Consider the following 13,275-nt stretch of genomic DNA (forward strand, 5'->3'; position numbering starts at 1 on the left):
TTATCGTTGCAACCGACGTACGATTTCGCGCGACACTTCGAGTGTCGGGGCACTCCCGCCCAGGTCTCTCGTCTTCAAGCCGGCTTCCGTGACGTCCTCGACGACCTGCAGCAGATGCGCGCCCATATCTTGGTGCCCCAGATGGTCCAGCATCAGCTTCGCCGTCCAGATTTGTCCGATCGGATTGGCGATGCCGAGTCCGGCGATCTCCGGCGCGGAGCCGTGGACCGGCTCGAACATGGACGGATACTTCCCGTTCACGTTCAAATTCGCGGCCGGCGCGATGCCGATCCCGCCCATGATCGCGGCGCCGATGTCGGTCAGAATGTCTCCGAATAGGTTGCTGCCGACGATCACGTCGAACGTCTCCGGCTTCGTGACGAGGAACGCCGCCAGCGCGTCGACATGCGCGGAAGAGGCGGCGATATCCGGATGTTCGGCGCCGACCTCCCGGAACACTTGATCCCAGAACGGCATGGAATGTACGATGCCGTTCGACTTGGTCGCGCTCGTGACGCGTCCTCGGCGCTTCCCCGCCAGCTCGAACGCGTACCGAATCGCCTGTTCGGTCCCGCGCCGCGTGAAGATCGCGCTCTGGACGGCCAACTCGTCCGCGCCCTTATGGATGCGCCCGCCGATCTCGCTGTATTCCCCTTCGCTGTTCTCCCGAACGACGACGAAATCGAAGTCGTTCGGTCGGCGAAGCGGCGATTCGAGCCCGCGGAACAGCTTCGCCGGACGCAGATTGATCGCTTGCTCGAACTCGCGCCGGATCGCGATCAATAAGCCCCACAGCGACACATGGTCGGGCACGCGCGCGGGGTCGCCGACGGCCCCGAGGAAGATCGCGTCGTAGTCCCGCAACGTGCGCAGCCCGTCGTCCGGCATCATCTTCCCGTGAGCCAAATAATAATCGCAGCTCCACGGGAACGCGTCGTAACGAAAGGCGATGCCGCCGTGCAGCGCGGCGACCGCGTCCAGCACCTCGAGCGCGGCGGGGACCACTTCCTTGCCGATGCCGTCGCCGGGGATGGCCGCAATGCGATACGTATGCACTGATCGCTCGACTCCTCTCGTCTCTAATTCGCTTTATATCGATCCTGAAGGAATTCCTCGCGATACGCCCCCGGCGTCGTTCCCGCCAGCTTCCGGAACGAGCGGATAAAGTTCTGCGAATTGTTATAGCCCAGCTTCTCCGCGATTTCGGACACCTTCAGATCGGTCTCTTCCAGCATTTCCTTGGCTTTCTGGATGCGATGCCGCAGCAAGTAGTCGCTAAAACTGATGCCGAGCTCCTGCCGAAGCACCTTGCTGATGTAGCTCGGGTGGTAATTCAACGCGTGGGAGCACGATTCCAGCGTAAGATCCGTATCGAAGTCGCGGTGGATCATCTCCACGACCTCCTGGGAGATCGTCCGATGCCGATTCGTCCGCTGCTCCTCGAAGACGCGCATCATCGGGCCGATCAGCTGCCGTTCGAACCAGTCGCGCACGTCTTGGACGGACGCGAGCGCATGCAGCTGCTCCAGCCGCGGCGGTTCCCCGCCGAACGGCTCCAGCTGCGGGACGCCGCTTTCTTGCAGCAGCCGAATCAGGTTCACGAAGAATCGGGTGACGGCGATCTGATAATCGTTGTAATTATGATACTGTCCGGCGATGTCCTTGAAGAACGCGTCGAGCAGCGACGGCAGCCCCTCCCGATCCGCCATCTTCACCGCATCGAGAACTTGGCGCTCCAGCTCCTTCGGATATTGCGTCGCGACCGATTGGGCCGGTTGGACGTCGTCAATGCGAAGGATCGTCTTCTGTCCGTACAGCACGCGATATTTCAGCGCATCCCTTGCCTCCCGGTAAGCGGTCTTCGCATCCTTCAGTCCGCCGTACATCCGGCTGACGCCGATACTGACGCGCAGCGCGAGGCAGCTCTCGACGCCTTCTTGAATCCGGTTGGCCAAGGAATAGACGGACGTTCGGAAATCCTCGTTCGCGTTCGGATCGTCGAACACCAGCGTCACTTGGAAGGAGTCCGCCACGATCGGCCGAAGCCGTCGGTGCTCGGGCACGAGCTCGCTCACGATGTTATTGATGGCGAAGAGCAGCAGCTCGCTGTCGCTTTCGCTGTACCGCGTCCCTCGCAGCGTATCGATCTGAATGGTCAGGAGCGCCATTTGCTTCCACTTTGTTGCGTCGACATGCACGAATTCGAGCTTCTCGTAAATTTGCGTGGGCGCGATCTCGCCCCGAATCAGCTTGAGGACGTAGTACTCCTCGAGCTGTCTCGTTTGAGATCGAATGGAATCGGCCATTTCGAGCTGCGTTTTCCGCATGCTGGCGAAGCCCTCGTGAATGACGCGGAATTCGTCGAGCCGCTTCCGCCCCTTGTCCGACTGGGCGAACAACGACTGGTACAGCCGCTGGATCGGCGTATACATCCGATGCGAGCCGGCGAGCGAAATCACCACGGCGAGGAGAAGCATCGCGATGCTGGCGGCCAAGATGAGCGCGCCGGTTTGCCGCGATTCCAAGCGGACGAGCTCGATCGGAATGACCGAGATATAGATCCAGCCGTTAAACGTCGAACGTTGGTACGCCACGCCGACATGCTTCCCGCCGAAGCTCGTTTCGTACAACCCGGAGGCGTCGTCGGACGCTTTCAAGCGGGCGATCAACCCGTCCAACGCGGCCCCGCCTTCGATAACGCTTTCATTTTGCGCGGTCAACAGCTGATAATTCGCATCCAAGACGAGGATTTCGCCCAACGCGTTATTCTCGATCAAATAATTGCGCAGCTGATGGCCGGGAATATCGATGACGAGCATGCCGCTCGGTCGTTCGGCGAAGGCCGGCACCTTCTTCACGAGGTGGATGCTGAACGACGGTTCCCTCTCGCTCTGCAGCCACCCTTCCGAATCCGCCGCCCAGAACTTCGTCCGATCCAGCTCCCGATAGCGGGCGATCTCCGCCGCCTCCGCCGGGGACAGCGGGTTCAGCCCGTCGCTGTTGAGGATGGTCCCGCGGTTCAGGTCGATCAAGTGCACGTCGCGAATGCCGATATCGAACGTCTGCACCTGAGACATCGACCGATGGAGCTGTTGGACCAACATAAACCTGGAGGGCGTAATGCCTTCCTCCAGCGCCTCCGCGACGAACGGGCTCTCGGCCAGCCGCTCGATTTGCAGATCCAGCGCGCCGAGCACCTGCTCGATACGAAGATGCGTCTGCTCGAGAATGAGAACGTTCCCTTGATTCACCTTCTCTTGCACGGTGCCCGATGTCTTGATGTAGAAAAAGAGGCCGAGCAAAATAATGGGCATTGTGCTTAAACCGACAGTGAAGACGATCATCTTCGTCAGATATTTGTTATAGGTAAACATCTATCGATCACCGCCTATGGGATAGCTGCAATGCCTGTCTTCCACTCGTCTTTATCGGGTGACCTGCAACAGCGCTTCCATCTTCTCGACGTCGACCTCGATGCCGAGTCCTTCCCCGGTCGGCACCGCGATGCGCCCGTCTTTCGGCTCGAAGGGAACGCTAAGAAACTGCTCGCGAAGATTATCTTTCTCGATGGAGTATTCGTAATAACCCGAGCATTCCGGGGTGCTCGCCGCGAGATGCAAGGCGGCCGCGAAGCCGATGCCGCGCGTCGTGTTATGCGGCACGTATTGGACGCCGAACGCCCGGCACAGCGCCGCGGCCCGCTTGGCGTTCGACAGCCCCCCGCACTTGATCGGGTCCGCCGCATACATATGGCATGCCCCGCGCGCGATGAAATCCCGGAACGTATATATATTCCAGTCCTGCTCCCCGACGTGGATCGGCACCGGCAGCGAGGCGGCCAGTCTGACGTATGCTTCGACGTCGTAATAAGGGCAGGGCTCTTCGTAATGATGAATGTCATATTGCTTGATTTTATCATACAGTTGGACGGCCTGAACGTACGAATACGAACTATTTCCGTCCACCATCAGCTTCACGACGGGACCGACGGCTTCCCGAACGGCCTTCACTTTGGCTACGTCGTCTTCGAGGCGTACCGGCATCCCCGAGCCCATGCGCGGCCCGACCTTGATCTTGACCGCCGGGAACCGGAACCGGTCCAACATCTCCCGCAGCTTCGCGGCTTCCTCCGCCGGCGGCAAATCCCGGCTCATGCTGGAGCCGTATAACGGAACTTCAGAGCGATATAACCCTCCGAGCAAGTTGTACAGCGGCTGCCGCGCCGCCTTCGCCCGAATGTCCCAGCAGGCGATCTCCACGCCGCTGAACGCCATCGCCAGCAGCTGACCGGATAGCTTGTAATGCTTCGTCAGCACCTTTTCTTCCATCTTCTCGCCGTCGAAGGGACTCATCCCGAGCACCTGCGGCTTCACGACGTTCCGGAGCAGCTGCAGCGTCGTCTCGATCTGCATCGGACTGCATTCCCCGAATCCCGAGATCCCCTCGTCGGTATCCAGCTTTATATACAATAACCCTTTAGCGGAGTAACACGTCAGCTCGGTAATCTTCAAGCTTCATTCCCCCAACCGCGGAAGTACCGGACCGGCGCGGGCGCCGATCCGGTCTGCGAACGAACGGCATGACCCGCGCCGTCAGACGGCCAACCCGTCCCTTCCCTTCTTCCCGACGTCCAACCGATCCTTGAGCGTCTCTTGATCGATGTCGCCTTGGAAGAAATCGCTGGCGGCGACGAGATATCCGTAGCCCATGCGCACCGCGTGCGCGTAATGGCTCGTAGGTTCTTCGGCGTACGCCGCGTCGATCCGCTCCGGGGATACTTCCTCGCCCCGCCGGAGCGCTTCCGTCACCTGCAGAATCGCGTCCCCTTCGTTGTAGAAATTCGTGTCGACGATAAAACGTTGCAGCTTGGCCGGATCGGGCGTCAGCGCCGCCTCCGCATACCGATGCAGCGGAATGACATGCTCTTGGTGCTTCGCGTGCAGCTTATCGACCCATTCCTCGGCCGGACCGTCCTCCGATGCGAACCGGTGAAGGCTCACGAGGTAGCGCTGCCAGACGGAGCGAAGCGTCGCGGCGACCTCGGAGACGCGAAGCCCCGCCGCGGCCGGCAAGCTCTCCGGCTCGTTCTCGAAATGCGCCGCCCGGTACGGGAACGGCGTATTCGGATTGTCCTTGTACAGCTTGTTGTAGATGAAGCCGTCGTGATAGATGCTGCAGTCGGTCGGAAATTCCTTCGATTCCGGCTCCGCCTCCCGGAAGACGACCTTCATCTGCCGGTCGGCCGCCCGGTGGCACAGCCACCCCAGGACGTAAGCCAGCTTGAAGGATAACCGGTCCGCCTCCTTGCGTTCTTCCCAGATGCCTCTGTACTTCTCGAGGAGCGGCACCGTGAATTTATCCCCGGAACGCGTGACGCTGCCGTATTGCGAGAATCGGATATGCTCGCGTCCCGCTTCCTTGAATGCCTCGCAGACGCGGTTCCCGGCGAACATCATGAGGAAACAATCCTCGACGACCGCGGTATGCGTAACGTTTTCAGACATGACTCATCCTCCGTTCGATCGATTGGTCACTGCTTGTTCGGATCGGCCTGATATTCCTTGTTCAGCTCCTCGAGTACCTGATCGCCGCCGGAACGATGCCAGCTCTCCAGCACGGCCTTCCAGCCGGCCTCGTCGATCTCGCCCATGATGTACTTGACGCGCGCGTCGTTGATCAGCTTCTCCAGCGCTGTGCGCTTCTCGTCGTACGTCGGGGAATTGTACCCCGCGGCCGGGTTCACGACGAAGACGTTCGGGATCGCGGCGGCTTCCTTCTTCGCCGTCTTAAACTTGGCCGTGTATTTGTCGAGCGTGCCTTCCATGGCGAGGGAGCCGTCGGCGACCTGCATCGCCTGCTGCAGGTGGATGACCTCCGCCGCGTACTTCGCGGATTGCTCCGGCGTGCGTTCCGCCTTGCCGTCCTTCAACGTATAGTGAACGCCTTCGATGCCCCACTCGAAGATGTTCTGCCCTTCCGGCGTGGAGAGCGTATCGAAGTATTGCAGAATCCGCTTCAATTCCTCTTCCGTCTTGACGGTTTCCTTCGGAATCAGGAAGCTGCCGGACAATCCGTTATCCATGAGCAGCTTCTGGCCGTTCGCCCCGTTCAGAATGCTCGACGTGTCCAGCTCCGCGTTCGGATTCAGCTTGAACAGCTCCGAGTGGCGCGCGATGAAGTCGTTGTCGCCGAGGCGGAAGCCGAACAGCCCCTTGTTGCCGTTGTCGATATTCTGGGTACGCTCCGTGATCGCGAAATCTTGGTTGATCAGCTTCTCGTCGTACAGCCGTTTGTACCAATTCATCGCGTCGATATACGCCTGGCTTTCATGCGCGGGGACGATCTTGCCGTCCTTGACTTCCCATACGTTCCCGCCGCCGGTCGCCGCCAAGATGAACTTGAATCCGCGTACGCTCTTCTCTTCGGCCAAGCCGATCGTGTCGTCTTGACCGTTCCCGTCGGGGTCCTGCGTCGCGAACGCCTTGATCACTTCGTACATTTCGTCCAGCGTCTTCGGCGGCTGCATCCCGACCTTGTTCAACCAATCCGTGCGGTAGATCATGCCGTCCCCGACGAGCGAACGGGAGCGGTTCAAACCGTACGTCTTGCCGCCGACAGCCGTGTTCTTCAACACTTGCGGATTGAGGGCCTTCTCCAGATTCGGGAACTCCTTCAGGTACGGACCGAGCTCCCAGAAATACCCGTCGCGCATGGCGCCCTTCAAATTGGAGTTGAATGGGGTGACGGACGTGAGGATGACCATCGGCATCTGACCGGACGCGATCGTGGCGTTAAACTTCTCGTCGTAGGTGCCGTTCGGCACCCATTGAATCTGAAGGTCCGTATTCGTCAGCTTCTCGACCTCGGCGATCACAGGGTCGTTCTCCTTCGGCGGTTCGGCCAGTACCGACAAGTTCATCATGGTGATGACGAAAGGCTTCTCCGCCGCCGCGGGCGTATCCGAGTTCGTCGGCGTATCGTTCTCCTTCGCGACGGGCGCCGTCCCTCCGCCGCTGCAGCCCGCAAGCGCGATCGCCAACGAGAGTCCTGCGGCCCACCATTTGATCGAATTCGCGTTCCCCATCTTCGTCATACCCGACCCCTCCTTAATTGGATGCTTCCAACGCCAGTTCGTCAACGCGACGCGCGAAGAATGCGTTCGCGTGCAGCAAGTGGCCGACGGCCGCCCGCAGCGCTTGCCCGTATCGGCTTGCCGGAACCGCGGCGAGCGCCGCCTCGCGTTCCTCGGCCGTCGTCGTCCCACCGTTCCTAAGCCTGCTCGCCAGCGCCACGATCGCGTCGTCCGCCCGGTAGAAGTTCGTCTCGAGGACGTGCCGTCGTTCCCCGTCGGCGTCGGGCTCCGCGACAGCCTTCGCGAAGCGATCCATGTAGGCGTCCCATTCCTGCATGCCGGCGTACAGCGCGTCGAACCAGCCCTCGATGTCGTCGCCGTCCGGCTTGAACGTATGCATCTCGATGAAGTACCGCTGCTTCAGCACCTCGAACAATTCCGAGAGCGCGACGGCGTCGAGCGTCGCGTCCGGCGCCGCGTAGCGGGCTCGGAACAAGTAAGCGTCCCGGTACAAATCCGCTTCTTCCGAAGAAGCCGACAGCCGGCGATCCGCGACGCGGTGCGCAAGCCAACCAAGCGCGAGCGCCAGGACGGACTCGGCTTCGGTCTTCGTCGCGAGCGGCGCGGACCGGAAGCCGACGTCCTCTCTCACTGTCTTATATGTGTCCCAGTGTAAGCGATACCGGTCCAAGTAGGGAAGGGCGAACGCGTCGTCCGCGCTTCGCAGCGCGCCGAACTGCAGGAATGCCGCATGCTCGCCGGCCGCCTCCGCCAATGCTTCGCTCACGCCGTCCGTCGCGAGCAGGATTGCTGCGCTGTCTTCGATCAATGCGGTACGCGTCAGTTGGATGACCATATCTCAACCTCCATAATGGAAATAAGTTCCTTCTACCCTTTCACGGAACCGATTAAGGCGCCCTTCGCGAAATGCTTCTGCAGGAAGGGGTACACGAGCAGAATCGGCAGCGTCGAGATGACGATGACGGCCATCTTGATAATCTGTCCGGGCGGTACGATGTAGTTGGAGTCGAAGACGGCGGAATCGCCGAGGCCCCCGGAGGACAGAATGACGATCTGTCGCAGCCACACCTGAATCGGCCATTTGTAGTTGTCGTTGATGTACAGAATCGCCTGGAAGAACGAGTTCCAATGGTTCACGGCGTAGAACAACGCGAATGTGGCGATCGCCGGCAGCGAGAGCGGCAGCACGATCTGCCACAGAATGCGAAGGTCGTTGCAGCCGTCGATCTTCGCCGCCTCCTCCAGCCCTTCGGGGAGCTGTTGGAAGAAGTTCTTCAGCACGATCAAGTTGAACGCGCTGATCGCGCCGGGCAGCAGCAGCGACCAGTACGAGTTGATCAGGCCGAGCGACTTCACGACCAAGAACGTAGGAATCATGCCTCCGCTGAACAGCATCGAGAAGACGACCCCGAGCAAGATGATTCGTCGTCCGTCCAGGTCCTTCCTCGCGAGCGGATACGCCATCAAGCATGTGAACAGCAGATTGATCGCGGTGCCTGCGATCGTAATAAAGATCGTGACCCCCAAACTCCCTAACAGCACCTCCGTGGAGAAAATGTATCGGTACCCCTCCAACGAAAATTGCGTGGGAAATAACACGATCTTCTTGGTGATGAACTCCTGCGGCGAGGTGAACGAACCCGCGACGACGTACACGAACGGCAGCAACGTCGCTAACCCATACAACCCTAAGAACGTGTAATTAAAAGCATCGAAGAGCTTGCTTCCGATCGACGTTTTCATACGAACCTCTCCTTCCCTGCATTCGTCGCGCCGCCGTCTTAGAGGATGCCCTCCTCCCCGACCTTCTTCGCGAAATAATTCGCTCCCAGCACCATCACGAACCCGATCACCGATTTAAACAAGTTGACCGCCGTTGAGTAGCTGAAGTCGCCAAGTTGGATGCCTCGTTCGTACACGTACGTTTCGAACACTTCGCCGACGTCCCGGTTCATCGGGTTCAGCATAAGGAAAATTTGTTCGAAGCCGAGATCCAGGAACGAACCGAGCCGTAAGATGAGCAGCACGACAATGGTGCTTCGGATCGCCGGAAGGGTGACGTGAACCATCTGCTTCCAGCGGCCGGCGCCGTCCATCCGGGCGGCTTCGTACAGCTGCGGGTCGACCCCCGCCAATGCGGCCAGGAACAGGATCGTGCCCCAACCGGTCTCCTTCCAGATCATCTCGCCGACGACCATCGTCCGGAACCAGCTGTTGCTAAGCAGGAAATTGATTTTTTCGCCGCCGAGCTGAGCGATCAGCTCGTTGACGATGCCCCCTTCGGTCGTGAACAGGATGTACGCGAGACCGACGACGACGACCCAGGAGAGAAAATGGGGGATGTAGATTAGACTTTGGATCGTTCGTTTGTACGCCTCGACGCGCAGCTCGTTCAGAAGCAGCGCGATGACAATGGGCAGCGGAAAGAAGAACAAGATGTTGTAGATCGCCAGGATAAACGTGTTGCGGAACAATAACCAAAACTGAGGCTCGCCGAAGAACGTTCGGAAATGCTCGACGCCGACCCAGTCGCTGCTCCAAAATCCCCGAAACGGGGAGAAATCCTGGAACGCGATCAGCACGCCCCACATCGGGACATACTTAAAAATAATGAAGTACAGGACGCCGGGCGCCAGCATGTAGTACAGCCAGCGGTTCTTGAACAATCGTTTCTTTAAGGAATCTCCTGTGGCCGCGGTCAGCTGACTCCCCCGTTGGATCGTAGAAGTCGTTCTCAGTGCCTTCACCTTCCCTTCCGTATGATTACAGCCGCGTTCCGCTGTTACGATGAATCATAGCACCGGGTGTTGTAACCGGATACAATCCGCAAAGGGTCAAAATGAATACGTTTCCAAAACCGCCGCTGCGTCTGCGGTTCGGTCCGCGGCACCCGGGTTCGATAATCATTAGAGATCCACCGATAATCATGAGAAACTGTGCCGTAACGAAAGAAAGAGCCGACGCGTTGAACGCCGACTCCTTGGTTATGCCGTATGAATCGATTCGGATTATACGCGTTGTGCCAATCGCGCCTTGTATTCCTTTCTCCGCCGGTGCAGAATCGGCTCCGTATATCCGTTCGGCTGCTTTCGTCCTTCCAGAATCAACTCGCCGGCCGCTTGGAACGCGATCGAGCGTTCCAAGTCCTCGGTCATCGGACGGTACGACGGATCCGCGGCGTTCTGCGCATCCACCACGCTCGCCATCCGCCGCAGCGTCTCCTTCACTTGCTCCTCCGTACAGACGCCGTGATGCAGCCAGTTCGCGATATGCTGGCTGGAGATGCGCAGCGTCGCCCGATCCTCCATCAGGCCGACGTTGCGGACATCGGGCACCTTCGAGCAGCCGACGCCGTGATCGATCCAACGGACGACGTACCCCAGAATGCCTTGGACGTTATTGTCCAGCTCCTCTTGTATTTGTTCCTCCGACCACGACGTCGACGCCGCCGAAGGCAATTCGAGCATGCCGTCCTTCTCGGGGCGGGTGGCCGCCCGCTTCGCCCGTTGGACGTCGGCGACGTTCACCTCATGATAATGGAGCGCATGGAGCGTCGCCGCCGTCGGCGACGGCACCCAAGCCGTATTCGCCCCGGCCCCGGGATGCGCGACCTTCTGAACCAGCATCTCCTTCATCAGGTCCGGCATCGCCCACATGCCCTTGCCGATCTGGGCGCGACCTTGCAAGCCGCATTCCAGGCCCGTGTATACGTTGGCCGCTTCATAGGTTTGCAGCCATGCGGAGGATTTCATGTCGCCCTTGCGAATCATCGCCCCCGCTTCCATGGACGTATGGATCTCGTCCCCGGTGCGATCGAGGAAACCCGTATTAATGAAGACGATGCGGTCTTTCACCGCTCGAATACAAGCCTTCAGGTTGAGCGAAGTGCGCCGCTCTTCATCCATCACGCCGATCTTCAGCGTATATCGTCGCATGCCGAGCATATCTTCGATCCGATCGAACAATACGTTCGCGAAGGCGACTTCCTCCGAACCGTGCATCTTCGGCTTGACGATATAGATCGAACCGCGCTTGCCGTTCGGATACGGCGTCCAACCTTCGGCGTTCCGCTTGGCGATCAGGCTCGTGACGACGCCGTCCAAGATCCCTTCGGGGATTTCCCTGCCGTCCTTGTCGAGAATCGCGTCGATCGCCATCAGATGCCCGACGTTCCGTACGAACAACAGCGACCGTCCGGGCAAGCGAATCGGCTCGCCGGACGGAGCGCGATATTCGCGGTCCGGCTGCAGCGTCCGCGTCGTCCGGCGCCCCCCTTTCTCGAAGACGGCGGTTAAATCCCCTCGCATGAGCCCCAGCCAATTCCGGTACACCGCCACCTTGTCGTCCGCGTCCACGGCCGCGACCGAATCCTCGCAATCCATAATGGTCGTAAGCGCGGCTTCCAGCAGAATATCTTTCACTCCGGCGCCGTCCGTCCGGCCGACGGGATGCTCGCGGTCGATCTGGATCTCGAAATGAAGCCCGTGATTCCGGAGCAGCACCGCCTCCGGAGCGGACGGATCGCCTCGATAACCGGCGAGACGGCTTTCATCCTGTAGGCCGGTCGTCGATCCGCTCCGCAGCGCGACGCGCAGCCGGCCGTCCTCGACGGCATAACCGGCCGCCTCGGCATGCGAGCCTTCGCCGAGCGGCGCCGTTCGATCCAGGAACGACTTGGCGAAGGCGATGACGCGTTCCCCGCGAATCGGGTTATAGTCGTTCCGCCGCTCGGCCCCGTCCGCATCGTCGATCGCGTCCGTGCCGTACAAGGCGTCGTACAGGCTCCCCCAACGCGCGTTGGCGGCGTTCAGCGCGTAGCGCGCGTTATTGACCGGAACGACGAGCTGCGGCCCGGCCAAACGCGCGATCTCGTCGTCGACGCCTTCGGTCGCGACTTCGAAATCCGCGGGTTCCGGCTCCAGGTAGCCGATCTCCTGCAGGAACGCCTTGTACTCCTCCGGCGCGGAGACACGGTTCCGCTTGTGCCACGCGTCGATTCGCGCTTGCAGGTCGTCGCGCTTCTCGAGGAGCGCCCGGTTCCGCGGCGACAGCTCGTGAATCAACGCATCGAATCCGCTCCAGAACGCTTCCTCGTCCACCCCGCTGCCCGGCAGCGCCTCCGCGCGAATAAATTCGTAAAGCGTCGCGGCCACCTTAAGGTTCCCGACCGTCACGTACTCGGACATTGAAACGACCTCCTTGTTGTTCATAATAATGAACCAAGTTCATCAAGATGTTTGGTTCAGTTTACCATCGGCATTTCGGAGGGTCAATCGGAAAATCGGATCGGGACACCGGCACCTTTGACGCGAAAAGACCGCAGTGGTAGGATCAACTTAGTTCAAAATACGGAACGATAACCCAAAGGAAGGAGACGTGTTCGCGTGGATGAGCAAAAATATAGCGTTCCCGCCCTGGACCGGGCCAACGCGGTGCTGACGGCGCTCGTGGACGAACCGTACCGTTGGAAGCTGTCCGACCTATCGAAAAAGCTCGACATCAGCAAGAGCACGTTGTACTCGCTGCTCGCCACGATGGAGCGGTTGCAATGGATCGCCCGCGACCGCAACGACGCTTACGCGATCGGAAGCGCCATGGGGCGGCTCGGCGGCGCTTATTTTCGTCAATACGATCTTGTCGAGGCGTTCCGCACGCTGGCCGATCCCGCGATGCGCAAGCTCGAGGAATCGATTCAGCTCGCGGTGCTCGAGGGATCCGACGTCCTTTATTTGGCGAAGGTGGAGGCCCCGGGCCCGGTGCAAATGGTGTCCGGCCCCGGCGTACGGTTCCCCGCCCATGCGACCGGACTCGGGAAGGCGCTCCTGGCCGGAACGACGGAAGATCGAATAAGGGAACTGTTTCCCGAAGAATCGCTGCCGAAAATTACGGTTCACACGGTAGGCTCCCGCGAAGCGCTGCTTCAAGAAGTGAGAAAAGGCGAGCGGGAGGGGTATACGACGGATATCCAGGAAGGGGTCATGGGCTTCTGCTGCGTGGCCGCCCCCGTTCGCGCTTCGGGCGGCGGGGTCGTCGCGGCGGTGAGCTGCTCCATGCCGATTCACCGGTGGGAGGGCAAGAAAGAAACGGCGTTGCGAGAAATGCAGGAGCTGGCGAAACGGTTATCCCCCTTATAACGTGCGGCAAGTCGGACGCGTCCCGAAATTTCGGGCGCGTCTTTTTTT

10 protein-coding genes are annotated in these 13,275 nt (G+C 60.1%); 1 reads left to right on the plus strand and 9 read right to left on the minus strand.

Going from position 1 to position 13,275, the window contains the following annotated elements; translation table 11 throughout:
- From FE782_RS00395 to FE782_RS00435, 9 genes are all read right to left on the minus strand, one after another.
- On the minus strand, positions 1-1,056 hold the full coding sequence (locus FE782_RS00395) for a tartrate dehydrogenase (RefSeq protein WP_138191382.1): 1,056 nt from the start codon (positions 1,054-1,056) through the stop codon (positions 1-3).
- A 23-nt stretch (positions 1,057-1,079) separates the two neighbouring features.
- A complete protein-coding gene (locus tag FE782_RS00400) occupies positions 1,080-3,374 on the minus strand; it encodes a helix-turn-helix domain-containing protein (RefSeq protein WP_138191384.1) in 2,295 nt (764 codons plus the stop codon).
- Positions 3,375-3,425: 51 nt separating this feature from the next.
- On the minus strand, positions 3,426-4,511 hold the full coding sequence (locus FE782_RS00405; RefSeq protein WP_138191386.1) for a mandelate racemase/muconate lactonizing enzyme family protein: 1,086 nt from the start codon (positions 4,509-4,511) through the stop codon (positions 3,426-3,428).
- A gap of 81 nt (positions 4,512-4,592) precedes the next feature.
- Positions 4,593-5,504: a hypothetical protein gene (locus tag FE782_RS00410; protein ID WP_138191388.1), complete on the minus strand. Its 912-nt coding sequence runs from the start codon at positions 5,502-5,504 to the stop codon at positions 4,593-4,595.
- 26 nt (positions 5,505-5,530) lie between these two features.
- Entirely contained in the window at positions 5,531-7,093 is a 1,563-nt protein-coding gene (locus tag FE782_RS00415) for an extracellular solute-binding protein (RefSeq protein ID WP_138191390.1), read from the minus strand.
- A gap of 13 nt (positions 7,094-7,106) precedes the next feature.
- Positions 7,107-7,928 (minus strand): hypothetical protein, encoded by an 822-nt coding sequence (locus tag FE782_RS00420; protein ID WP_138191392.1) that lies wholly within the window; start codon positions 7,926-7,928, stop codon positions 7,107-7,109.
- A gap of 32 nt (positions 7,929-7,960) precedes the next feature.
- Positions 7,961-8,836 carry a carbohydrate ABC transporter permease gene (locus FE782_RS00425; RefSeq protein ID WP_138191394.1) on the minus strand — a complete coding sequence of 292 codons (876 nt, stop codon included), beginning with the start codon at positions 8,834-8,836 and terminating at the stop codon, positions 7,961-7,963.
- 38 nt (positions 8,837-8,874) lie between these two features.
- Positions 8,875-9,795, minus strand: coding sequence for an ABC transporter permease (locus FE782_RS00430; RefSeq protein ID WP_439116414.1), 921 nt, complete (start codon positions 9,793-9,795; stop codon positions 8,875-8,877).
- A 306-nt stretch (positions 9,796-10,101) separates the two neighbouring features.
- On the minus strand, positions 10,102-12,279 hold the full coding sequence (locus FE782_RS00435; RefSeq protein ID WP_138191396.1) for a malate synthase G: 2,178 nt from the start codon (positions 12,277-12,279) through the stop codon (positions 10,102-10,104).
- A gap of 198 nt (positions 12,280-12,477) precedes the next feature.
- On the opposite strand from FE782_RS00435, the gene FE782_RS00440 reads away from it, so the two are divergent.
- The gene (locus FE782_RS00440) at positions 12,478-13,227 is read left to right on the plus strand and encodes an IclR family transcriptional regulator (RefSeq protein WP_138191398.1); all 750 of its coding nucleotides are present in this window, start codon (positions 12,478-12,480) and stop codon (positions 13,225-13,227) included.
- The last annotated feature ends 48 nt before the right edge of the window (positions 13,228-13,275 follow it).

This window comes from Paenibacillus antri (assembly GCF_005765165.1).
GTDB classification, from domain to species: domain Bacteria; phylum Bacillota; class Bacilli; order Paenibacillales; family YIM-B00363; genus Paenibacillus_AE; species Paenibacillus_AE antri.

Bases quoted from the DNA above. Each gene is read 5' to 3' on its own strand.
- FE782_RS00400 (WP_138191384.1), bottom strand. From the start codon at position 3,374: ATGTTTACCTATAACAAATATCTGACGAAGATGATCGTCTTCACTGTC.
- FE782_RS00410 (WP_138191388.1), bottom strand. From the start codon at position 5,504: ATGTCTGAAAACGTTACGCATACCGCGGTCGTCGAGGATTGTTTCCTC.
- FE782_RS00415 (WP_138191390.1), bottom strand. From the start codon at position 7,093: ATGACGAAGATGGGGAACGCGAATTCGATCAAATGGTGGGCCGCAGGA.
- FE782_RS00420 (WP_138191392.1), bottom strand. From the start codon at position 7,928: ATGGTCATCCAACTGACGCGTACCGCATTGATCGAAGACAGCGCAGCA.
- FE782_RS00425 (WP_138191394.1), bottom strand. From the start codon at position 8,836: ATGAAAACGTCGATCGGAAGCAAGCTCTTCGATGCTTTTAATTACACG.
- FE782_RS00435 (WP_138191396.1), bottom strand. From the start codon at position 12,279: ATGTCCGAGTACGTGACGGTCGGGAACCTTAAGGTGGCCGCGACGCTT.